The 25,053-nt window shown below is 27.4% G+C and carries 19 protein-coding genes, 1 other RNA gene and 2 pseudogenes; 17 read left to right on the top strand and 5 right to left on the bottom strand.

Features of this window, described 5'->3' with window-relative positions; genetic code table 11:
* Nucleotides 1-180: 180 nt before the first annotated feature.
* Nucleotides 181-702, bottom strand: coding sequence for an inorganic diphosphatase (gene ppa, locus XW81_RS00415; protein WP_075473862.1), 522 nt, complete (start codon nt 700-702; stop codon nt 181-183).
* A gap of 126 nt (nt 703-828) precedes the next feature.
* Here ppa and pmbA point away from each other — a divergent pair, with 126 nt between their 5' ends.
* Entirely contained in the window at nt 829-2,169 is a 1,341-nt protein-coding gene (gene pmbA, locus XW81_RS00420; protein WP_075473864.1) for a metalloprotease PmbA, read from the top strand.
* Nucleotides 2,170-2,311: 142 nt separating this feature from the next.
* Here the strand turns inward: pmbA and rnpB are convergent.
* Together rnpB and rsmI are read right to left on the bottom strand one after the other, a co-directional pair.
* Nucleotides 2,312-2,675, bottom strand: an RNA gene (rnpB, locus tag XW81_RS00425) — RNase P RNA component class A.
* A 22-nt stretch (nt 2,676-2,697) separates the two neighbouring features.
* Nucleotides 2,698-3,516, bottom strand: coding sequence for a 16S rRNA (cytidine(1402)-2'-O)-methyltransferase (gene rsmI / locus XW81_RS00430; RefSeq protein WP_075473866.1), 819 nt, complete (start codon nt 3,514-3,516; stop codon nt 2,698-2,700).
* Between the two features lie 341 nt (nt 3,517-3,857).
* Between rsmI and XW81_RS00435 the strand changes: the two are divergent.
* From XW81_RS00435 to dapE, 4 genes and pseudogenes are all read left to right on the top strand, one after another.
* Nucleotides 3,858-5,077: pseudogene (locus XW81_RS00435) on the top strand (beta-ketoacyl synthase N-terminal-like domain-containing protein).
* Between the two features lie 356 nt (nt 5,078-5,433).
* Complete coding sequence (tal, locus tag XW81_RS00440; RefSeq protein WP_075473867.1) at nt 5,434-6,387, top strand: transaldolase; 954 nt, start codon at nt 5,434-5,436, stop codon at nt 6,385-6,387.
* Between the two features lie 97 nt (nt 6,388-6,484).
* Nucleotides 6,485-8,488: a transketolase gene (gene tkt, locus XW81_RS00445; protein WP_075473870.1), complete on the top strand. Its 2,004-nt coding sequence runs from the start codon at nt 6,485-6,487 to the stop codon at nt 8,486-8,488.
* Between the two features lie 180 nt (nt 8,489-8,668).
* The gene (gene dapE / locus XW81_RS00450; RefSeq protein ID WP_416377903.1) at nt 8,669-9,793 is read left to right on the top strand and encodes a succinyl-diaminopimelate desuccinylase; all 1,125 of its coding nucleotides are present in this window, start codon (nt 8,669-8,671) and stop codon (nt 9,791-9,793) included.
* Nucleotides 9,794-10,072: 279 nt separating this feature from the next.
* Here the strand turns inward: dapE and dapA are convergent, their stop codons facing one another.
* Both dapA and aroC read right to left on the bottom strand, forming a co-directional pair.
* Entirely contained in the window at nt 10,073-10,951 is an 879-nt protein-coding gene (gene dapA / locus XW81_RS00455) for a 4-hydroxy-tetrahydrodipicolinate synthase (protein ID WP_075473875.1), read from the bottom strand.
* A 200-nt stretch (nt 10,952-11,151) separates the two neighbouring features.
* The gene (gene aroC / locus XW81_RS00460; RefSeq protein ID WP_075473877.1) at nt 11,152-12,216 is read right to left on the bottom strand and encodes a chorismate synthase; all 1,065 of its coding nucleotides are present in this window, start codon (nt 12,214-12,216) and stop codon (nt 11,152-11,154) included.
* Nucleotides 12,217-12,542: 326 nt separating this feature from the next.
* Between aroC and smrB the strand changes: the two genes are divergently transcribed.
* The 12 genes and pseudogenes from smrB to metG all read left to right on the top strand — a co-directional run bounded on the left by smrB (nt 12,543) and on the right by metG (nt 24,982).
* Nucleotides 12,543-13,076, top strand: a complete 534-nt coding sequence (smrB, locus tag XW81_RS00465; RefSeq protein WP_075473879.1) for an endonuclease SmrB — start codon at nt 12,543-12,545, stop codon at nt 13,074-13,076.
* Nucleotides 13,077-13,615: 539 nt separating this feature from the next.
* Nucleotides 13,616-14,515 (top strand): ATP phosphoribosyltransferase, encoded by a 900-nt coding sequence (gene hisG / locus XW81_RS00470; RefSeq protein ID WP_075473881.1) that lies wholly within the window; start codon nt 13,616-13,618, stop codon nt 14,513-14,515.
* A gap of 4 nt (nt 14,516-14,519) precedes the next feature.
* Entirely contained in the window at nt 14,520-15,833 is a 1,314-nt protein-coding gene (gene hisD / locus XW81_RS00475; RefSeq protein WP_075473883.1) for a histidinol dehydrogenase, read from the top strand.
* Nucleotides 15,830-16,909, top strand: a complete 1,080-nt coding sequence (gene hisC, locus XW81_RS00480; protein ID WP_075473886.1) for a histidinol-phosphate transaminase — start codon at nt 15,830-15,832, stop codon at nt 16,907-16,909. Before hisD ends, hisC begins: the two co-directional genes overlap by 4 nt.
* A 9-nt stretch (nt 16,910-16,918) precedes the next feature.
* On the top strand, nt 16,919-17,986 hold the full coding sequence (gene hisB, locus XW81_RS00485) for a bifunctional histidinol-phosphatase/imidazoleglycerol-phosphate dehydratase HisB (protein WP_075473888.1): 1,068 nt from the start codon (nt 16,919-16,921) through the stop codon (nt 17,984-17,986).
* Entirely contained in the window at nt 17,986-18,576 is a 591-nt protein-coding gene (gene hisH, locus XW81_RS00490) for an imidazole glycerol phosphate synthase subunit HisH (RefSeq protein ID WP_075473890.1), read from the top strand. The genes hisB and hisH overlap by 1 nt, the downstream gene beginning before the upstream one ends.
* Nucleotides 18,577-18,578: 2 nt before the next feature.
* Entirely contained in the window at nt 18,579-19,316 is a 738-nt protein-coding gene (gene hisA, locus XW81_RS00495) for a 1-(5-phosphoribosyl)-5-[(5-phosphoribosylamino)methylideneamino]imidazole-4-carboxamide isomerase (RefSeq protein WP_075473892.1), read from the top strand.
* On the top strand, nt 19,298-20,074 hold the full coding sequence (gene hisF, locus XW81_RS00500) for an imidazole glycerol phosphate synthase subunit HisF (protein WP_075473894.1): 777 nt from the start codon (nt 19,298-19,300) through the stop codon (nt 20,072-20,074). Before hisA ends, hisF begins: the two co-directional genes overlap by 19 nt.
* Nucleotides 20,068-20,697: a bifunctional phosphoribosyl-AMP cyclohydrolase/phosphoribosyl-ATP diphosphatase HisIE gene (hisIE, locus tag XW81_RS00505; RefSeq protein ID WP_075473896.1), complete on the top strand. Its 630-nt coding sequence runs from the start codon at nt 20,068-20,070 to the stop codon at nt 20,695-20,697. Before hisF ends, hisIE begins: the two co-directional genes overlap by 7 nt.
* Nucleotides 20,698-20,785: 88 nt before the next feature.
* Nucleotides 20,786-22,192 (top strand): NADP-dependent phosphogluconate dehydrogenase, encoded by a 1,407-nt coding sequence (gndA, locus tag XW81_RS00510; protein ID WP_075473898.1) that lies wholly within the window; start codon nt 20,786-20,788, stop codon nt 22,190-22,192.
* Between the two features lie 274 nt (nt 22,193-22,466).
* Nucleotides 22,467-23,046: pseudogene (dcd, locus tag XW81_RS00515) on the top strand (dCTP deaminase).
* Between the two features lie 307 nt (nt 23,047-23,353).
* Entirely contained in the window at nt 23,354-24,982 is a 1,629-nt protein-coding gene (metG, locus tag XW81_RS00520) for a methionine--tRNA ligase (protein ID WP_075473900.1), read from the top strand.
* The last annotated feature ends 71 nt before the right edge of the window (nt 24,983-25,053 follow it).

Consider the following 25,053-nt stretch of genomic DNA (forward strand, 5'->3'; position numbering starts at 1 on the left):
CTTTATTTTTATTTCATGATAGTAGAATTTAAACAAAATAGTATAATTTCTTTTTTAAACTTAATATATTTTTTTTTATTAATTTTAATTTTTTTATTTTTGAAACTTATTTGTCGATATATTTTATATATTTATTTTTTATTAAATATAGTTTATAACATTTTTTAAAATTTATTTTTATTATTTACTTTTTAACGATGACATAATTTCTTGGTAAGCTTTTTCTTTATTTTCCCATCCAATAATTTTAGTCCATTTGTTTTTTTCTAAATCTTTGTAATGTTTAAAAAAATGCACAATCTGTGTTTTTAAAAAATTTGAAACGTCATTTATATCTTTTATATATGAATACTCTTGGCAAATATTTGCGTTAGGAACAGCTATAATTTTATTGTCTTCTCCTGACTCATCTATCATGTTTAAAATTCCTATTGGCCTGCACTGTATTACTGAATTTGGTATTAAGGGATATGGGGTGTGTACTAGAACATCTGTAGGATCTTTATCTTTAGATAAAGTTTGGTTAATAAATCCATAATTACAAGGATAAAACATAGAAGTCATAATAAACCTATCGACAAACAAAACTCCTAAACTTTTGTTCATTTCATATTTTACTGGATTAGAATTCGATGAAATTTCAATTATTACATTTATATCATATGGAATGTTGTTTCCTGGAGAAATTTTTTTTGTATTCATTTTATTTCCTTTTATGCATTAAATTTAGATTATTTTAATTTTTATATTTTTATGAAAATTTTATTTTTTTTTCTTTTAGTGTACTATAACAAATAATTTAAGATAATAATATGAAAAGCAATAAATATGAAATTTGACTATGAATTTAAAGAAAAACAATTTAAAAATGTTATTATATATATACTAAATTTAGTTTCTACGTATTCGGCAACTGCTGAAGTATTAATTTCTTATAAATCAAGTGTTGATCTTAACATGAGAAATAAAAAAATTGATTATGTTAAGTTTAGCGATGACAATTTTATAACTATTACAGTATACAAAAGTCGAAGAAAGAGTACAGTTTCTTCGTCTGATTTTTCTATTTCTTCATTAAAGAAATCTATTGATCGCGCAATGGATATTATTAATTATGTATCTTGTGATTTACTTTCTGGTTTACCTGACGTTGCATTATTAGCTATTGGAAATTTAAAAAATCTTAATTTATATCATTATTGGAAATGGGATTTAAATTATGCTTATGATTTGACATTATTATCAGAATCAGAGGCTTTTAAGGTAGATAAGAGAATTGTAAATACAGAAGGATCTACGTTTAATAGTTGTATAAGTATAAATGTTTTTGGAAACAGTCATGGAATGTTAGAAAGTTATAATACTACTTCATATTTTATGTCTAGTTGTATGATTGCTAAAGATAAACATGATATGCAAAGAGATATGTCTTATACAATTGCTAGAAATATTAATGATTTAACATCACCAAAACTTTTGGGTATAACAAGTTCTAATCGGGCTATATCTAGGTTGAATTCTAAAAAGTTATCATCTGTGAAAAGTCCGATTATTTTTTCTTCAGAATTATCTTCTGAGTTTTTTTCATATCTAATACAAGCTATTGATGGTCACAACGTTTACAAGAAATCAACATTTTTATTAAATAGTTTAGAAAAACGAATTTTTCCTAATTGGTTAAATATTCAAGAAGATCCTCATATTGTAAAAGGATTGGGATCTAAATGTTTTGATTTAGAAGGTGTACGGACGTCATCAAGAATGATAGTAGAAAATGGAATATTAAAAACATGGCTGTTAGATAATTATTCTTCTAAAAGGATAGGATTAGTTAATACTGCTAATTCCGGGGGAATTCATAATTGGTTAATACTAGGTTTTTCAGAAATGAATTTGAAAATGTTGTTGGAACTTATGAATACAGGAATTCTAATAACAGAATTATTAGGAAATGGTTTAAATGTAAGCACTGGAGATTATTCGTGTGGAGCAGTAGGATTTTGGATAGAACATGGTATTGTCAAATATCCTGTAAGCGAAATTACAATTTCTGGAAATTTAAAAGACATGTTTCAAAATATTGTATCTATAGGAAATGATATCGATACACGACATAAAATATTATCGGGATCAATTTTATTATCTTCTATACAAATATCAGGTTTATAAAAATGAAAATTTTGTATCATGATTAAAAGAATTTTGTAAAAGTAATTTTTACGAATTTTATATTTTGATTTCGATAATTTTCGAGTGTATAAAGTTTTTTATTATAAAACTTTTTTTTTAAAAAGTTAAATTTGAATTATTTAATAAAAGTTAACCTATAAGCCGGATTCTGTATTAGACAGTCATTTATCTAGAATAATAATTACTTATTATTTCAAGCAGCCTACCCGAGTATTATGTATAAGGGCAAAAATATATTAATTCTCTATTTGGCCTTGCTCCAGGTGGAGTTTACTTAGCCATACTAGTTACCCAGTATGCGGTGAGCTCTTACCTCGCCTTTTCATCCTTGCTTCTGAACTTATTCGTGAAGAAGCGGTTATTTTCTGTTGCACTGGTCGTAAGCTTATGCTCCCCAGATGTTATCTGGCACCTTGTATTTGCCCTGCGGAGTCCGGACTTTCCTCTCCTATTTTTGAAATAGCAGCGACTGTCTGGTTAACTTTTATTAAAATTTATAGCTATTTTTTAATGTGTAGTGTGTTTGTATAACATATTTTTAGATGCTTTGTGCAATTGAGCTGTGACTTTTATAGCTGTTTTTAATGGTAAATGAGATTGTAGTATTTGTAAAGTTTTTAAAACTTTTTTAGATAAATATGATTTTGTTTTTATTTGATATCCTGAAATAATTATAGTTATTTCTCCTTTCATTTTTATTGTATTATTGTTAAGCCATAATAATATATTTTTTGATGTGTCTCTTCGGATGAGTTCCCATTTTTTAGTTAATTCTTTTGCTAAAAAAATCTTTCTATCGCATCCTAGTTCTTTAACTATATCTTTAATACTAGAAATTATTCTGTGGGGGGTTTCATAAATTATAATAGTTCGATTTTCTTGTTTTAAACTACTTAATAATTTGCGTCGAGAATTGCTTTTGGATGGTAGAAAACCTTCATAGCAAAATTTACTTGTGGATAATCCTGAAGCGCTCAAAGCTGTAATAGCTGCACATGGTCCTGGTAAAGGAACAATGTGTATTTCAAATTGATGGCAATAATTAATTAAAATTTTCCCCGGATCGTTAATTACTGGAGTTCCAGCATCAGAAACTAATGCAACGTTTTCTCCATTTTTCAATTTTATGAGTAATTTTTTACTTTTATTTTTTTCGTTATATTTATTTAGAGATATAATTTTTGTAGAAATTTCATAATTTTTTGTCAATATCTTAGTTCGATTTATATTTTCTCCTGCAATTACGTTTACTTTTTTCAGAATTGAAAGTGCACGAATAGTAATGTCAGTTAAATTTCCAATAGGAGTAGGAACAATATATAATATTCCTTTTTTTTTATCGAATTTTTCATAATTTTCTTGATATTAAACTTATAAGGTAAATGAGAACAATTTTACTATTTTAAAATTAGTTTGTAGTTTTTTAAAAATAATTTAGAAATTTAAATTTTTAAAATTATAAATGTGAATTTAGAGTTTGTACTATTTTTAAAATGATTTGATATTTTTTTTCTAAACTTTTTGAGTTTTTTAATATTTAGTGATAAATTTTTCGTCATCATACATAAAATATTATTTTAATTTTAATAATACTATTTAATAAAATTGTTTTATACAACTTTTTGATAAGTATTGTAATTTCAAAGTTAAATAGCAGAGGTACTGAAGTGAAGAGAGTAGTAATTACTGGATTAGGAATAATTTCTAGCATTGGTAACAATAAAATGGAAGTACTTTCTTCTTTATTGGATACTAAATCAGGGATTTCGTTTTCAGAAGAAATGAAAAATTTTGGATTACGTAGTCATGTACATGGAAATATAAAACTAGAAATATCTCAATGTATAAATCGTAAAATGATGAGATTTATGAATGATGCATCAATATATTCTCATTTATCCATGGAAGAAGCTATTAAAGATGCTAATTTAACACCTAAAATGTATCAAAATAATCCTAGAGTAGGTATAATTGTCGGTTCTAGCTCTGGATCACCGAAATATCAATTTAATGGTATTAAATTTATGGAGCGTCGGGGATTGCGTTCAGTTAGTCCATATACAGTGATTCAATCTATGACTTCTAATATATCAGCATGTTTAGCAACTTCTTTTAAAATACATGGAATTAATTATTCTATCAGTTCGGCGTGTTCTAGCTCAGCTCATTGTATAGGTAATGCAATGCTATTGATACAATTAGGACAGCAAGATATTATATTTGCTGGAGGAGGAGAAGAAATTAGTAAAGAATTGGCATGTGCATTTGATGCACTAGGAGCGTTGTCAACTAATTTTAATTTAAGTCCTTTATCATCGTCTAGAGCATTTGACTATTATAGGGATGGATTTGTTATTTCAGGAGGTTCTGGAATAGTAATTATGGAAGAGTTGAATTCTGCATTATCTAGATCTTCTCATATATACGCGGAAATTGTTGGATATGGTACATCTTCTGATGGGTACAATATGGTCGTTCCTTCTGAAGATGGTGCGATTAGATGTATGAATTTAGCTATCAATAAAATTAGCAAAAAATCTATTGATTATTTAAATGCACATGGAACATCTACTAAAATAGGTGATTTAGTAGAATTAAATGCTATTAAAAAAGTTTTTTATGATGTTTGTATGCCTGTAGTTTCGTCAACTAAATCTATTACTGGACATGCGTTAGGTGCATCAGGTGTTCAAGAAATAATATATAGTTTGTTAATGCTTGAAAACGATTTCTTAGTTCCTAGTATTAATATTACTAAACTAGATTCTGCAGCAGAAGATTGTAATATTTTGATCAATTCTGTAAAAAAAAAAATTCTGTAATTATGTCGAATAGTTTTGGCTTCGGAGGTACGAATGTTTCTTTAATTTTAAGAAAATATTGTTAATACGTAATAAATATTAAACTCTTTAGATGCAATCTTTGATGCATTCAATAATACGTATATTTAAAAAGTAAAAAATCAAAATGATGCATATTAGTTTCAAATCTTTAGAGACCTTTTATTTAACATAAGCATCAAGTTTTTTACATTAATTTAGTATTTTAAAAGTTATAATCTTAAAAAAGATATTTTTATATAGCTCATTAATAAAATTTCTAGAAGTTTATTTTTTATTAATATTTGTTGTGGTGTATTAAATTTTTTGTAGACATAAAGTTTTTGTTTTTTTAGATAGTATGCTATTTTCTAATAACTAGAAGTAGATTATAAAATTTTATATTTTAAAAGGAATATAAACGTTGAATCAATTAGAATCGTTAAAAAAGTATAGCAAAGTCGTAGTAGATAGTGGAGATATTAATTTAATTCGAAAGTATCTTCCTGAGGATGCTACTACTAATCCATCTCTTGTTTTAAAAGCGATCGTTTCGCCTGAGAATGAAATTATTGTTAGAGAATCAATAACTTATGCAAAGAAAAAAGGAGGTACATATGACTTTCAATTATTAAATGCTGTAGATAAAATTTCTGTAATATTAGGAAAGAAAATTTTAGAAGTTATTTCTGGAAGAGTTTCTACCGAGATTGATGCACATTTATCGTTTAATACTGATTTGTGTATTGAAAGATCAAAAAAAATTATTTCTATGTATGAAGAGGAAGGAATACATAGATCTAAAATATTAATTAAATTAGCTGCTACTTGGGAGTGCATTAAAGCTTCAGAAGAGTTAAAAAATTTTGATATTGATTGTAACCTAACATTGTTGTTTTCTTTTGCGCAAGCAAGGGCATGTGCTGAAGCAGGGGTATTTTTAATTTCTCCATTTGTAGGCAGAATTTACGATTGGTATAAATCTAAATTATTAATAAAAGAATATTTAGCTCAAGAGGACCCTGGAGTGCAATCTGTGCGAAATATATATAATTATTATAAAAAACATGGATATAAAACTATCATTATGGGGGCTAGTTTTAGAAATATTGAACAAGTTTTAGAATTGTCTGGTTGTGATTGTTTAACTATTTCTCCTAATTTGTTGGAGAAATTGCAATGTAATGAAAGTGTTGTTGTACAAAAGTTATATAGTTCTTGCAATGTTGCAAAAAAACCTATAAGTATTTTGTCTCAAAGTGATTTTTCTTGGTTACATAATACAGAACCTATGGCTGTAGAAAAGTTATCTGAAGGAATACGTCAATTTAGTCACGATCAAAAGGAATTAGAAGCGATTATTAGAAATAAAATGTAACTAGTATTTTTACAGTTTTTTATTTATTAGATGTATTTATTTAAACATTTAAATAATTTTGTTTTTTATTAATTATATTTCTTTTTTGGAGATAATTATGTTTTCAAGAAAACGCTTGGCTAATGCTTTGAGAGTGTTAAGTATTGATTCGGTTCAGAAAGCAAAATCTGGACACCCAGGAATGCCAATGGGAATGGCTGATATTTCTGAAGTTTTATGGAGAGATTTTTTAAAACATAATCCGAGCAATCCGTCATGGGAAAATAGAGACCGTTTTGTTCTTTCTAATGGTCATGGATCTATTTTATTATATAGTTTATTACATTTAACAGGATATGATATATCAATTAAAGAGTTAAAAAATTTTAGAAAATTACATTCGAAAACTCCAGGTCATCCTGAAGTAGGATATACACCAGGAGTTGAAATTACTACTGGTCCGTTGGGACAAGGATTAGCTTCTGCAGTAGGAATGGCAATTGCTGAACGAACTTTAGGAGAAACTTTTAATAAACCTGATTATCATATAGTAGATCATTATACTTGGGTTTTTGTTGGAGATGGTTGCTTAATGGAAGGAATTTCTCATGAGGTTTGTTCGTTAGCTGGCACTTTAAAATTAGGAAAGCTGATTGTATTTTATGACAGCAATGGAATATCAATTGATGGCAATATAGATAGTTGGTTTACAGATGATACTAGAAAAAGGTTTAAGTCTTATAATTGGCACGTAGTATCAAATATAGATGGGCATGATTCTAATGCTATTTCTTGTGCAATAAAAGAATCTATGCTTGTGACAGACAAACCTTCTTTAATAATTTGTAAAACTGTAATTGGCTTTGGATCGCCTAATAAATCAGGTACAAAAGATATACACGGGTCACCGTTAGGCGAATTAGAAATTAGTTTAACTAGAAAACAATTAAAGTGGGATTTTCCTCCTTTCTTTGTACCTCAAGATATTTACGAGAGTTGGAATTTTTTAGTACAAGGACAATTATTAGAAAATAAGTGGAAAAGTATATTTTTTAAATATGAACAAGAGTATCCAGATTTAGCTAAAGAATATCAAAGGCGTATAAATCGTATTAAACCAGATATATGGGAAATAGATTTTAATAAATTTGTTCATAATTTGTGCAAAAATAGTAAAAATATAGCTACTAGAGTTGCTTCTCAAAATGTTTTAGAATTCTTTGGTTCTATATTGCCGGAAATGATTGGGGGATCTGCTGATTTAGCTCCGAGTAATCTTAGTATGTGGTCTGGTTCTAAACCAATCAGTAGTTGTTTATTTGGAAATTATATTCATTACGGAGTTCGTGAGTTTGGAATGACTGCTATTGCAAATGGATTATTTCACCATGGCGGATTTATTCCTTATACTTCTACTTTTTTAGTGTTTACTGATTATGCTAAAAATGCTATCCGAATGGCTGCTTTGATGAAAACACAACATATTTTTATTTATACTCATGATTCTATAGGAGTTGGAGAAGATGGTCCTACACATCAACCTATAGAACAATTATCTACACTTCGTTTGATTCCTAATGTAAATGTATGGAGACCTTGTGATCAGATAGAAACGGCAGTTGCATGGAAGTCAGCACTTGATAATAAATATGGACCTACGGCACTTGTTTTATCTCGTCAAAATTTATTTCAAATTTTTAGAAATAAAGTAAAATTAGATGAAATTTTCCGAGGTGGGTATATTTTGAGAGAAAACGATAGTAATCGAGATCTTAATGCTATTATCATTTCAACGGGTTCAGAAATTAGCCTTTCTCTTAATGTTTATGAAAATTTAATAAAAATGGGTTATCATATCAGATTAGTTTCTATGCCATCTACTAGTATTTTTGATAAACAAGAAGATTGTTACAAACAGTCTATTTTACCTAAGTTAGTAACTAATCGTATTTCTATCGAAGCAGGAGTATCTGATTATTGGTATAAATATGTAGGATTAAATGGTATAGTTGTTGGAGTAGATTCTTTTGGGGATTCGGCTTCTTCTGAAGAATTGTTTAAAAAATTTGGATTTAGTGTTGATAGTATCGTAAATCGTATAGTTAATTTGATAAATTCTTAAGTTTAATTTTTTTATGAATTATAATATTTTAAAATGATTTTTTTTTGATTGGCTTGAGTAATTTCCATTGTATTTTTTTTTATAGCATTATAGAGTTTTTAATTAATTTTAAAAATTATAGACATATCTCGTGCGTTTTAGAATCATTGATTCTAACATTATTTTTAAGGAATGTTAGTAATGTGTCCAGTAATACGATTAGCTAAACAACTTATTTCGATTCCTTCAATTAGTCCATTAGACTTAGGATGTCAAAAGATAATACTAGATCGATTGATTAAAATAGGATTTTCTATAGAACAAATGAATTATCGTGATATAAATAATATTTGGGCTTATAAAGGAAGTGGAACTACGTTAGCTTTTGCAGGACATACTGATGTTGTTCATCCGGGGGATGAAAATGGCTGGAAGTTTCCTCCGTTTTTTCCTGTTGTACATGATGGATATTTATTCGGTCGTGGTTCGGCTGATATGAAAGGTGCGCTTTCAGCTATGATTATTGCTGTTGAAAATTTTGTTATGAAATATCCTAATCATTCTGGAAGAATTGCTTTTTTAATTACTTCTGATGAAGAATCAAAAGCAATAAATGGTACAAAGAGAATAGTTAAAAATTTAATGTTGAGGAAAGAAAACATTGAATATTGTGTAGTAGGAGAACCATCTAGTGTTGCGTTGTTAGGAGATGTTATAAAAAATGGTAGACGTGGTTCTTTAACCGCATGTTTGTATATTTATGGGGTACAAGGTCACATTGCATATGCACGTTTATCTGATAATCCTATTCACGAAGTATTACCTTTTCTTTCAAATTTAGTATCTATTAATTGGGACAATGGTAATAAATTTTTCCCCCCTACTAGCTTGCAAATATATGAAATTCAATCTGGAATTGGATGTAATAATATGACACCAGACAGACTATTGGTTAAGTTTAATTTGCGATTTAGTAACGTTATTACTTCATGTAGCATTAAAAAAAGAATTGAAAAATTGCTGATAGATTTTGGTTTAAAATATAAAATAGATTGGGAGTTATCTGGCACTCCATTTATTACTAAATCTGGATTATTAATAGATGTAGTTAAAGACATTATTATTAAAAAGTGTGGAATTTCTCCTAAGTTATTAACTACCGGAGGTACGTCTGATGGACGTTTCGTTTATAGAATGGGTTCTCAAATACTAGAGCTGGGACTTGTTAATAAAACTATACATCAATTAAATGAATGTACAAAAGTTTCAGATTTAAAATTATTAAGCGAAATATATGAATGCATTATTGAAAAGTTATTACTATAAATTGATATATAAGAAACATGCATTTTGAAAATGTATGTTAAGTTCGCAATGTTTGAAATAACAGAGCATCGATTCTTTAATACCCTGTTTTTAGATTTTCTATCAGTTTTGTTATCTTTCTGCTATTTTTATGACTCATATGTTTGAATTATTTTATATTATATTAATGTTAAATGTATTATTGATACGAAGTAAATATATTTAGGTATTTTTTTAAATTTTTGTCTTTTAACTATATATTGTATTCTTTAGTAATATTTTAAATAAAATATTTTATGTTTAAGGAATATTAAAAACTTTTAAAGACTTTTCTAAAATTAAACGCACTTTTCGTGAAATAGGAGTTAATGGTAGACGTAGAGTATCTGTTTTAATTAAACCCATCTTTTTTGCTATCCATTTTACAGGAATAGGATTTGGTTCTTTAAATAGGTTATGATGTAATGACATTAAATTATCATTTAATATTCTGGCAGATTCAAAATCGTTACTTAAAGCAAAATTGCATATTTTAGTCATTTCTTGTGCCGCTATATTAGCAGTAACTGATATTACTCCTTGACCGCCTAATTGCATGAAGTCTAATGCTGTAGCATCATCTCCACTAATTAATAAAAAATTTTCGTGTACTAGTCTTTTGATCTTTTGGACTCTAGATAAATCTCCTGTTGCTTCTTTTACGCCTATAATGTTATGAAATTTAGAGAGTTTAACGATTGTTTTAGGCATTAAATCACATCCAGTTCTTATAGGCACATTATACAGAATTTGGGGTAAATCTGTGTTCTTTGCAATGGCTTTGAAATGTTCGTATAATCCTTTTTGCGTAGGTCTATTATAGTAAGGAGTTACCGTTAAGCATGCGGATACTCCTGATGATTTAAATTTTTTAGTTAGAAGGATAGCTTCTGATGTTGCATTTGATCCTGTTCCGGCTATAATTGGAATTCTTTTCTTAGACATTTTCACTGAAAGCATGACTACTTCGATGTGTTCTTCTTGGCTTAAAGTTGCTGATTCTCCAGTTGTTCCAACAGACACAATTGCTTTTGTTCCGCTTGTAATATGATATTGTATTAGTTTTTTTAAACTATTTTGGCAAATGTTGCCTCTTTTGTCCATTGGTGTTATGAGTGCAACTATGCTTCCTTTAAACATTGTTTGTTTCTCTTATAAATAAATTATTTGTAGTATGTTTGATAGATATTTTACTACATATATTTCAAACAAAGTGATTAACTTTTTATTGAGTATAGTTTCATCTTTTTAAAGTTTTTTAAAGAATTTTATGATATTATTTAGTTTTTTAAAAGTATTTCTCAGATTTAAAAGTTATTTTTTATTTTTTGATATTTTAATTATAACTTTCCACATTGTGCTCTGTATCTTAATAAGTGATCCATGATTGTTATAGCCATCATAGATTCTGCTATTGGAACAGCTCTCAATCCTACGCAAGGGTCATGTCTTCCCAAAGTAATAATGTCATTTTCTTTTCCATCGTGGTCAATAGTTTTTCCAACTTTTTTAATACTAGACGTTGGTTTTAATGCTATTTTTGCAACAATTTTTTCTCCGTTGCTTATTCCACCTAGTATTCCTCCTGAGTGATTACTAGAAAAACCATTTTTTGTCATTTCGTCGCGGTTTTGACTTCCTTTTTGATTAATAACTGAAAATCCATCTCCAATTTCTACACCTTTAACAGCGTTTATACTCATTAATCCATGTGCTAAATCAGCATCCAATCTATCAAATACAGGTTCTCCTAATCCTATAGGAACTTTTTCAGCTATTATTACAATTTTAGCTCCGATAGAATCTCCTTCTTTTTTTAAAGTTCTTATGAGTTTTTCTATCTTAGACAGTTTGGTAACGTCTGGACAGAAAAATGGATTTTTTTCAACTTCGTCCCAAGTTTCTAGTTTACAAAAAATATTTCCAATTTGTTCTAAATATCCACGAATGAGAATTCCATAATTCAAATAGAGATACTTTTTTGCTATAGCTCCAGCAGCAACTCGCATGACTGTTTCGCGTGCAGACGATCTTCCACCACCTCTTGGATCTCGAATTCCATATTTTTTTTGATAAGTATAATCTGCATGTCCTGGTCTAAACAAAGTTTGTATGTTTGTATAGTCATTTGGTCTTTGATCAGTATTATGTGTAATTAGTCCAATACTAGTTCCTGTTGTGATACCTTGAAAAGTTCCAGATAATATAATTACGCGATCTAGTTCAGAGCGTGGAGTAGTATATTTAGATTTTCCAGGACGTCGTCTGTCTAGTTCTTTTTGTAAATCAAGTTCTGTAATTTTCATTCCTGGTGGCGTTCCATCAATAATACATCCTAATGATAATCCATGGGATTCACCAAATGTTGTCACTTGAAAAAGTTTTCCGATAGTATTTCCAGACATTGTATTTCCTTAGTACTTTGATGATAGTTTATAATAGAGACATTAAAATTGAGATATAATAGAAAATTTTTTCTTGAAAATATTAGTTTAAATATATTTTAAAGTATATCAATTTTACAAAAAATATGTTTTTTATTTGTAAAATAATCATTGAAAATATTATAAATAATTTTTCTAATTTTATTGTAACATTGTAAAATTGTGTATTTTCATAATTTTTAAATTTTTAAAAGTTAATAATAGTACAAAAGTTTTCTAAAATTTTTACTTCAAGTTAAATGCTTAGTTGAAATTATAGAAACTTATTAAAACGGTAATTTATAAAAATGAATAAGAAAAAATTGTTATTTTCTGAGGAAATAGGTTTGTTTTATAAGAAATTTAGTAACGTTCGGAAAATAGAACAAGATACTATTTTTCATTCTAGGTATTATAAGCATAAAAAAAATATAAAGTTTAAAAAAAATGCTTTTGAAAAAGACGCTCATTGTCATTATTTTTCTTGTAATAAATCTAGAACTTTAGTAAATACTAATCCAATTTGCTATATTCGGAACAGTAGTTATTCTCATGAGTTAAAAAAACTTAAAATAGGTGTATATAATCCAGATATTATTTTAGATTTACATGGTTTAACTCAGTATCAAGCGAAAAGAAAGTTAGGTGAATTGATTTATATTTGTTACAAAGAAAAATTTTTTTGCGCTAACGTTATTTGTGGACATGGTAAAAATATTCTAAAACAGCAAATACCTTTATGGTTGTCAAAACATCCTGATATCATAGCTTTCCACCAAGCACCTAAAATGTTTGGAAGCGATGCTGCAATTCTTATTTTAATTGATATCAAAATTGATTAATTTTCATGAGATGTTCTTGAAAGACTTAAATTTAACTTTATAGAAATTTTACATTTATTAAAAATATAAGAAATGTAACATTTATGTATTTTAAAACTGTTAATTTTTAAAAAATATTTTTGAATATTTTATGTTAAACAAAATTTTTCTAAAATATTTTGCATGTTTATAAAAGTATTTTTAATAAAATTTATGCGAAGTTACTAAATTTTTAATTTTTTTTGAAACTGTTTTAGAATTATGTATAAATATTCATAAAATTGTACTTTAATATATATATAAATTTAACATTCTTATAATTTCTTTTGAGGATGTTTCTTAAACGTTACTATGTTAATAAGAATATATATTTTTATAATTTTAAATGTTCAATAAACAAATTTTAGAAGAAAAGTTTTTAAAATTATTTATTTTATTTTGCTATAATATAAATAAGTTACATTTAAAACAGTTTTTATAAACGTTTATAATAAATTGTGAGAATAAATTTATGTATTTCAAGCATATAAGTATATTATAAATTTGTGAAAGGACTAAACATGATTCATAATAATCGATTGCGGATAGTCATGCAAAAAACTGGAAGATTAAGTAATGATTCGAAAGATTTGCTTGCTCGTTGTGGTATTAAAATTAATTTATATAAAAAGAAATTAATTGCTTTTTCTGAAAATATGCCAATAGATATCATATGTGTTCGTGACGATGATATACCTGGATTAATTATGGACGGTATTGTAGATGTAGGAATCATTGGAGAAAATGTTTTAGAAGAAGAAGTTCTCAGCCGACAATTGCGATCTGATAACATAGACTACATAAAATTGAAACGTTTAGATTTTGGAACCTGTCGTTTGTCTTTAGCAATACCTTTAGATAAAACGTACAAAGATATTTCTTGTTTAAATAATTCTAGAATAGCTACGTCTTATCCGCATTTACTAAAAAAATATTTTGATAAAAATAATATTACATTTAAATCTTGTATGTTAAATGGATCAGTAGAAGTTGCTCCTCGCGCAGGATTGTCTGATGCTATATGTGATTTAGTTTCCACTGGAGCAACTTTAGAAGCTAATGGGTTACGAGAAGTTCAAGTAATATTTCGATCTAAAGCTTGTTTAATTTGCAAAGTTGGTGATATTTCTTCTGAAAAAAGAAACGTTCTTAATACATTATTAACACGTATTCAAGGAGTTATTAAAGCTAGAGAGTCGAAATATATTATGCTGCATGCGCCTATTAAAAGATTAGAAGAAGTAGTGCAGTTATTACATGGTGCCGAACGTCCTACTATTTTAAAGTTAGCTGGAGATAATACTCGAGTAGCTATGCATATGGTTAGCAGCGAAACGTTGTTTTGGGAGACTATGGAGAAACTAAAATTGCTAGGAGCTAGTTCTATTTTAGTATTACCGATTGAAAAAATGATGGAGTAATTGTATGCATAATATTTTAGAAGTAATTTATTGGAATAAGTGTAGTTATGAAAAGAAAGAAAAAATATTGTCCCGACCTATTATAAGCAATCGCTTTCTTATTCGAAATAAAGTAAAAGAAATCATTTCCAACGTTAAATCTTTCGGTGATCGAGCATTATATAATTATACAAATGTTTTTGATAATATTAATTTGAAAAATATTCGAGTGAGTGAAGAAGATATTGTTAGTTCGCATCTACATGTTAGCAAAGAATTAAAACTTGCTGTTGAAGTAGCTTTTAAAAATATTAAAAAATTTCATTCTAAACAGAATGTGGGATCGTTTAATTTAAAAGTTCAAGACAATATTTATTGTCAACAAATAATACGCCCTATTGAATCTATTGGATTGTATATTCCAAATGGTTCAGCTCCTCTGTTATCTACTGTATTAATGTTAGCCATTCCAGCTAATATCGCAGGATGTAAAAGAATTATGCTGTGTTCCCCGCCTCCTATTATGAATGAGATCTTATACGCTTGTAAAATATGTGAAATTAAAGATGTTTTCCAAATTGGCGGTGCTCAAGCGATAGCAGCTTTAGGTTGTGGTACTGAAACAATTCCAAAAGTTAATAAAATTTTTGGTCCAGGAAATGCATATGTAACAGAAGCAAAATTGCAAATAAACCAATCTTCATATGATATTGGAATTGACATTCTTGCTGGACCGTCTGAAGTTTTGATCATTGCAGATTCTAAAGCTAATCCTGAATTTATTGCATCTGATTTACTATCTCAATCAGAACATGATATAAATTCTCAGGTAATGTTAGTAACATATGATATTAACTTAGGAAAATCTGTTTTAAAAAAAATTCGTGAACAAATAAAAAATTTATCAAGATATGAAATTATCATGCAATCTCTTAAAAATAGCAAGATAATAATTTCAAAAGATTTACTAGAATGTTTTGATATATCTAATCGTTATGCTCCTGAACATTTAATGATTCAATGTGAAAATTCGCAGCATTTTTTGAAATATGTTTTGAATGCTGGATCTATCTTTTTAGGTCGTTGGTCTCCTGTAGCTGGAGGTGATTATGCTACTGGGACTAATCATGTTTTGCCAACTTATGGTAGTTCTAATGTATATTCTGGGTTAAGTCTTATTGATTTTCAAAAAAGAATTACGGTTCAAAAATTGAATAAAAAGGGACTTCAAGACATTTCTTCTACTATTATATCTTTGTCAAAAATAGAACAGTTAGACGCTCATAGAAACTCAATTACGATTAGATTATCTTCATGTTTAAATGAGATTAAAAAATGAATATCAAACAATTAGTTCGGAAAAATATACAGGAATTGCAGCCATATCAATCGGCGAGAACAATAGGGGGAAAAGGAGATATATGGTTAAATGCGAACGAATGTCCTACTTTTAATCGATTAAAATTAGAAAACATATTTTTAAATCGTTATCCAGAATGTCAACCTAGAGAATTATTGTTACGTTATTCTTCTTACATAGGACTTGATAAAAAAAATATATTAATAACACGTGGTTCTGATGAAGCTATTGAATTATTAATAAAAACTTTCTGTGAACCTCAATGTGATAGAATTGTTTTTTGTCCTCCTACTTACGATATGTACAATGTTAGCGCAAATATTATGGGTGTTGAATGTCTCCAAATTCCATTATTAAATCATTCTTGGCAGTTAGATCTTAAAGTAATCAAAAAGTGTATTAATAATTTTAAATTGATTTATTTATGTAATCCTAATAATCCTACAGGAAGTTTAATAAATTTTAGAGATGTATTAGCTTTATTAAAAATGACTTATGGAAAATCATTGGTTATAATTGATGAAGCATATATTGAATTTTCTCCAATGAATAGCTTAGTAAATTTGATAAGTCAATATTCTAATTTAGTAGTATTACGTACGTTATCTAAAGCATTTTCTCTCGCAGGGTTGCGTTGCGGATTTGTTTTAGCAAATTTCAGCGTGATAAAATTTTTATTAAAGGTTATAAATCCTTATCCTATTTCTACTCCTACTTCTAGTATAGCTATTCAATTTTTAAGTAATATAAATATAAGTAAAATGCAAGATAGAGTTTTTAGTTTGATTTTAAATCGTTGTTGGCTTATAAATGAATTAAAATTAATATCAAACTGTATAGATCATATATTTTACAGCGCATCAAATTATGTTTTAGTTCGTTTTCGTAATTCTAACAAAGTATTTCATGAGTTATCAAATCAAGGAATCATTGTTAGAGATCAAAGCAAAAAAATAAACTTAAAAAATTGCATAAGAATATCTATAGGAACTAGTCAAGAATGTTTAAAAGTTATTCATGCTATTCGAAAAATTGATTGTTTATATGTTAATTAAGGAAGTTATATGAATAATAATATTTTATTTATTGATCGTGATGGAACGTTAATTTCAGAACCTTCTAATAATTTTCAAATTGATAATATAAACAAATTGGTTTTTGAAAAAAATGTAATTTCTACTCTAGTTGAGCTTAAAAATTTTGGTTATACCTTTGTTATGGTCACAAATCAAGATGGATTAGGTTCAAAGAATTTTCCATTGTCTAACTTTTCTATTCCGCATCAGTTTATGATAAGTGTATTTTTATCTCAAGGTATAACATTCGAAGACATTTTAATCTGTCCACATATAGAAACAGACAATTGTAATTGTCGTAAGCCGAAAACTGGAATGGTAAAACGCTGGTTATGTGATAATAAATTAAATAAAAGAAGTAGTTATGTTATTGGAGATCGTAACTCGGATATGGAATTAGCAAAAAATATGGGATTATCCGGTTTAAAGTATGGGAAACATGGGTATACATGGGATGCTATTAAAGTTAAATTAACAAAAGATGAAAGATATTCTTGTATTGTAAGAAACACGAGAGAAACTCGCATTAAGATAGAAACATGGTTAGATCAAACAGGAAATAATTTTATTGACACTAAATTATGTTTCTTTAATCATATGCTGGATCAAATAGCTTTTCATAGCAATATAAAAGTTAAAATAGTTTCTGACGGAGATATTGGTGTAGATGATCATCATACAGTAGAAGATGTCGGAATAGTTTTAGGGAAAGCGTTAAATAAAGCATTAGGTAGAAAAATAGGATTAAATAGATTTGGTTTTATGTTACCAATGGATGAAAGTGTTGGATATTGCTTGTTAGATATTTCTGGTCGTCCTTTTCTAAAATTTGAATCTCGTTTTAAATTTCAATATTTAGGAGATATGAGTACAGAAATGATAGAACATTTTTTTAGATCTCTTGCTTTTTCTATGAAAGCCACTTTGCATTTAAAAAGCACAGGTGAGAATGATCATCATCGTGCTGAAAGTTTATTCAAAGCTTTTGGGCGATCTCTCAGACAGGCTATTCATGTTAGTGGATCAATTTTACCTAGTTCTAAAGGAACATTATAATGAGTGTTGTTATTATAAATACTGGTTGTGCTAATTTATCTTCTGTAAAATATGCTATTCATAGATTAGGGTACAATCCGGTAATTAGTACTTCTAGAAGAGAAATATTAAGATCTAAAAAAATATTTTTTCCAGGTGTAGGAACGGCACATTCAGCTATGCATGCGTTAAAGAAACTAAACTTGTTAAATATTATTAAAGATGTTCAACAGCCGTTTTTAGGAATTTGTCTGGGAATGCAACTTTTAGGTTCGTATAGTGAAGAATCTCAAGGAATGCATACGCTAGATATTATTAATTTTCCTGTTTGTGCTTTAAAGTCTGAAAAATTCCCAGTTCCTCATAACGGATGGAATAACGTAGAAGTATGTAAAAACAATATATTATTTAATGGCATTAAGAACAATAGCAAGTTTTACTTTTTGCACAGTTATGTTGTGCATGTTAATGAATATACTATAGCAAAAACAGCGTACAATATTTGTTTTAGCGCCGCTGTAAATAAAGATAATTTTTTTGGAGTGCAATTTCATCCAGAGAAATCCGGAGAATTAGGTTTAATACTTTTAAAAAATTTTTTGGAGATATAATATTGATTATACCATCTATAGATTTGATTGGTGGAAAGATTGTAAGATTGTATAAGGGAAAATATAATTTTAAAACCTTTTATAAATATTGCATACAAGATATTTTATTAAGTTATTATTCACAAGGTGCTTCTATTATGCATTTGGTTGACCTTGATGGAGCTTTAAATCCTTATAATAAACAAATTGATATTATTAAGTCCCTAATTTCTGATTCTAATTTTGAATTTCAGATAGGCGGTGGAATAAGAGACAATAAAGATATAGAATTGTTAATGTCGTTAGGTGCAAAGAGAGTAGTAATTGGATCTTCAGCTATACATACTCCAGAAAGAGTTAAAAGTTGGTTAGAAAAATATGGAGGCGAACGTATTGTATTGGCGCTAGACTTAAAAATTTCAAACAATTCATACAATGAAGTGGTAATTGATGCATGGAAAAAATCTTCTGGAATTAGTATAGAACAATTAATTGATAAATTTTCTTTATCAGGATTAAAACATGTTTTATGTACTGATACATCTAAAGATGGAACTTTATTAGGTCCTAACATTGATTTGTATAAGTATCTTTCTAGTTCATTTAGTCATATTAATTTTCAGTCTTCTGGTGGAATAGGATCTTTAAAAAATATAATATCTATTAAAAAGTCTGGAGTGCATAGTGTAATTATTGGCAGAGCTTTACTGGAAAAGAAGTTTAGTTTAACAGAGGCTATCAAATGTTGGCAAAGCGTATAATTCCATGTCTAGATGTACGATTAGGATTAGTAGTTAAGGGACAACAGTTTAAAGATCATGCGATTGTAGGAGATATAGTTCCATTAGCACAATATTATACTAGTCAGGGAGCTGATGAATTAGTATTCTATGATATAGAAGCATCTTCTAATAATGTGTTATTAGACAAAAAGTGGATTACAAAAATAGCAGAAGTAATCAATATTCCGTTTTGTGTTGCAGGAGGAATTAAAACTCTCAATGATGTCAAAAGTATTTTATCTTTTGGCGCAGATAAGATTTCTATTAATTCTCCAGCATTGTCAGATCCATATTTAATTAGCCGAATTTCTGAGAATTTTGGTACACAGTGTGTAGTAGTAGGAATAGATTCATGGTTTGATGCGGCGAGTAATAGTTACCAAGTATGTCAATATACTGGAAATGAAAAAAAAATGATCAAAACGAAATGGTGTACTTTGGATTGGGTAAAAGAAGTACAAAAATTAGGTGCAGGAGAAATTGTATTAAATGTTATGAATCAAGATGGTATGCGAAACGGATATGATATAAAACAATTAAAAATGATTAGAAAAGAATGTTACGTTCCATTAATTGCTTCTGGAGGTGCGGGAACACTGAATCATTTTTATGATGTTTTTTATGAGTCTGAAGTAGACGGTGCGTTAGCTGCTTCTGTATTTCATAAACGTGAAATAAATATAAAAGAACTTAAAAATTTTTTAATTATGAAAGGTATAAATATTAGAAAATGCTGAAAATAATAGATGTTGATAACATAGATTGGAAAAAAGTTAATAATATGCTTCCTGTTATAATACAGCACAGTATTTCAAATGAAGTTCTAATGCATGGATTTATGGATAAAAGTGCTTTTAAAGAAACACAAAAGAAAAATTATGTTACTTTTTATTCACGTACAAAAAAGAGACTATGGACAAAAGGAGAAACATCTGGAAACTATCTAAAAGTTGTAAACATGTTTCTTGATTGTGACAAAGATGTATTATTAATTTTAGTAATTTCAGAAGGTAATACATGTCATTTAAATTATTCTAATTGTTTTAAATCAGTTCAGTCAAATTTAACTTTTTTTTATCATTTCGAAAAATTGTTAGAATCTAAAAAAGTAAACTTTTCTAATGCTTCTTATACTTCTCGTTTACATAGTATGGGAATAAATAGAATATCTCAAAAAGTTGGTGAAGAAGCAATAGAAACAGTAATTGCTGCTATAAAAAAAGATAGAAAAGAATTGATCGAAGAAGCTTCCGATTTAATGTATCACTTTTTAGTGTTGCTACATCACTGTGATCTAGATTTTTCATCGATTATTACTAATTTAAAAGAGAGAAAAAATTATAACGATTGTTTAGATTAGATAAGTTTTTTAATATATAGTTTTTTTAACTATCAAATATATTATTTTTTGTATTTAACTTAATGTTTTTAAAGTTAGGAATAGAAAAATGACAAAAAATCAGGTTGGTGTTTTAGGAATGGCAGTTATGGGTCGTAATTTAGCTTTAAATATAGCACGTAACAAGTACACTGTTTCAGTGTTTAATCGTTCACCTGAAATTACTAAAAGATTTATTACAAATAATACTTATAAAAACATATTTCCGTTTTTTTCTATTGAAGATTTTGTTAGATCTTTAAAAACACCTAGATGTATTTTTTTAATGATAAAATCAGGATTAGCTATTGATAAAGTAATTTTGTCTATGAAAAAATTTTTGAAAAAAGGAGACATTATTATTGATGGTGGGAATACTTTTTATAAAGACACTATTCGTCGAAATAATGAATTGTTCAAAGATGGATTGAATTTGATAGGTGCAGGAATTTCAGGAGGTGAAAAAGGTGCGTTATATGGTCCTTCTATTATGCCTGGAGGTCAAAAAGAAGTTTATGATTTTATTGCCCCTTTATTTGAAAAAATCTCTGCAAAATTTGAAGGACAACCGTGTGTAAGTTATATTGGAACAGATGGATCAGGACATTATGTTAAAATGGTTCATAATGGTATCGAATATGGCGACATGCAATTAATAGCAGAATCTTACTTTTTGATGAAACATTTATTCAATATGAGTAATAAAGAATTGTCTGATATATTTTCGAAATGGAATCAAGGAGAATTAAATAGTTATTTACTTTCAATTACTGTAGACATTTTAGTTAAAAAAGACAATATTGGAAATTGCATATTAGATTATATTTTAGATGAAGCTAGCAATAAAGGTACAGGAAAGTGGGCTACAAAAAGTGCGTTAGACCTTAATGAACCTCTAACTTTGATTACTGCATCAGTTTTTTTCCGATATTTATCGTCTTTAAAATCACAACGCTTGTTAGCATCAAAGTTATTGTTTGGACCTAAGTATCATAGTATATCAAATGATAAATTAGATTTAGTTGAACAAATTAGACAAGCTTTATATTTGGGCAAGGTAATTTCCTATTCTCAGGGATTTTCTCAATTAAATAGTGCTTCTAAAAAGTATAATTGGAAGTTTCAATATTCAGAGATAGCTAGAATATTTCAATCTGGATGTATTATTAGAGCAAAGCTTTTAAAAAATATAAGTCAAGAATATTTGAGAAATAAAAATATTGTTAATTTATTATTGACATCTTATTTTTCAGACATTGCAAATAACTATCAAAATTCGTTGCGACGTGTAGTTTCTATTGCTGTAAAGCTTGGAATTCCAGTACCTGCATTGTCTTCTGCAATTTCGTATTTTGATTGTTATAGAACTTCTTTTTTACCTGCGAATCTAATTCAGGCTCAAAGAGATTATTTTGGAGCGCATACGTACAAGCGTATTGATAATTCTAAGTACTTTCACACTTCTTGGAATGAATAATATTTTTAAAATTATAATGTTTCATATTATGATTTGTAATAATTTATGTTTGTACATTAATTTTAATTAAGACGATTCTAAAATTTATTATAATTTTAGCGTAATATTTCGAAAGATTATATATCTTTTTTAAAAAATTATATGTTTTGAGATTTTTATTTTTTTAGCACTTTAAATAAGAAATAAAAATTGAATCGCTATATAAAGTGAAATATTTTATTTAAATATTTTTTATTTTTTTATGTTTTCAAAATATATTATAGGATTATTTAAAATGATATTAAGTGATAAAGACATTGAATTATGGTTAAAAAAAAAAATTGTTTATTATTCCTTCTCCGAGTACTGAGTTAATTCATGGAGTGACTGTTGACGTGCGTTTAGGTAATCAATTTTATACTTTTCGAACAAATAGGAACAGATACATTGATTTAAGTAAATCTAAACATTATACATCTATGATGTTAAAAAAAATAATGAATAAAAAAAAAGTTTTATCAGATAGTGATAAGTTTTTTTTGAGACCTCAGTCTTTAGTATTAGCAATGACTTTTGAAAAAATTATTATGCCGAATAATTTAGTAGGATGGATAGATGGACGTTCTTCTTTAGCACGATTAGGATTGATGATTCATGCTACTTCACAGCGTATAGATCCAGGTTGGAATGGTAACATTGTATTGGAGTTTTTTAATTCTAGTAACGTTACATTGTCATTATGCCCAGGGATGTTGATAGGGGCTCTCAGTTTTGAAACATTATCTAGTCCATCGTTAAGACCATATAATACTAGAAGAAATTCTAAGTATTTAGGCCAAAACGAAGTAATATTAAGTAAGATATACGAGGATTAAAAAATAATTATATTGTATAACTTGTTTGTATTTAAATCTTTTTGTATTATTATGAATTTTTTATATAAATATAAATATATTACATGGAAACGTTATTTATTCACTTTTATAATTTTTTTAAAAACTATGAAATTGTTCTATTTAAAAGATTAAATATTAACGGAAAATCATTTTTTAATATAATTTAGATACATAATTTTTTATTTTTTTAAAACATTTATTTTCAATAAAACGTAGCTAATATAATGTTTCTATGTTATTAAATATTAAATATTAAATCTTAAAAAATAATATATAATTTTATTTTATGAAAAAAAAGATCTTAGTCACTTGTGCTTTTCCGTATGCTAATGGACCAATTCATATTGGACATATTTTAGAGCACATCCAAGCCGATATTTGGGTTCGTTACAAAAAAATGCGAGGCTATGAAGTATGGTTTATTTGTGCGGATGATGCACATGGTACTCCCATTATGTTACAGTCAAAGAAACTTAAAAAAGATCCTGAAAAGTTTATAATTTCTATTTATAAAGAACATGTTAAAGATTTTTTAAACTTTAATATAAGTTATGACAATTATTATTCTACACATAGTCCAGAAAATAATTTTTTTTTAAAAAAGATATATAATTGTTTGAAAGATAAAGGATTAATTAAAACAAAAGTAATATCTCAATTTTTTGATCGTAAAGAAAATATGTTCTTGCCAGATCGTTTTGTAAGGGGTTTATGTCCCGTTTGTTTTTCTGAAGAGCAATATGGTGATCATTGTGAAAAATGTGGGAGAACATATTCTTCTACCGAATTAGTTAGTCCAAAATCTGTTTTATCGGGAATACAACCAGTTTTAAGAGATTCATTACATTTTTTCTTTGATCTTCCTCATTTTAGCCCCATGTTAAAATCTTGGATTTCTTCTGGAGTATTAGAAAATTCTATTGTTAACAAAGTTATGGAGTGGTTTATACATGGATTAAAAGAATGGGATATTTCTAGAGATGGTCCGTATTTTGGTTTTAACATTCCTGGTTTTTCAGACAAATATTTTTATGTTTGGTTAGATGCTCCTGTTGGATATATAAGTACATTTAAAAATTTGTGCGATAAAAAAGATAGTTTAGTGTTTGATGAATTTTGGAATGCAGATTCGAAACATGAACTATATCATTTTATTGGAAAAGATATAGTGTATTTTCATAGTTTATTTTGGCCAGCTATATTAGAAGGTAGTGGTTTTCGAAAGCCTACGAAGATTTTTGTCCATGGACATGTTACTATTAATGGTTCTAAAATTTCTAAATCTAAAGGATTAATGATATCAGCAGATAATTGGTTTAAAAACTTAGATTCGGATAGTTTAAGATATTATTATTTTACTAAAATTTCGTCAAAAGTACAAGATATTGAAGTCAACAGTGACATTTTTATACAACAATTTAATACCAACGTTGTTAATAAAATAGTTAATTTAGCATCTAGAATTTCACGTTTTATATCTTTTTATTTTAATTGTTATTTGTCTAAAAATCTTGATAATCAAATTTTATATGATTCTTTTGTAAATAGTACTAAAAAAATAGAATTCTTTTTAGAAAAATGCGAATTTAGTTCAGCAAATCTTCTTATTATGAAATTTGCAAATATTGCTAATAGTTATATTGATGAAAAGAAGCCTTGGGTTATGGCAAAGAACATTAATGATCGCGATAATCTTCATAACGTGTGTACGACAGGTATAAATTTTTTTAGGATATTAATCATATGGTTAAAATCTGTTATGCCTGATTTAGCTAAAAAAGTTGAATTTTTTTTAAATTCAAAGTTAACTTGGAATAGTATTTATATTCCACTTTTAGATCATAAAATTTCTATTTTTAAACCATTGTATAAAAAAATTAAAAGATCTCAATTAGACTTTTTAAATATTAGATAAAGAGTATTGTAATTTTTTAAAATATTTTGCTTAATTTTATAAGAAAATTTATATTTTTGTTTTCGAATTTT

Source organism: Buchnera aphidicola (Schlechtendalia chinensis), assembly GCF_001648115.1.
Classification (GTDB): Bacteria; Pseudomonadota; Gammaproteobacteria; order Enterobacterales; family Enterobacteriaceae; genus Buchnera_B; species Buchnera_B aphidicola_N.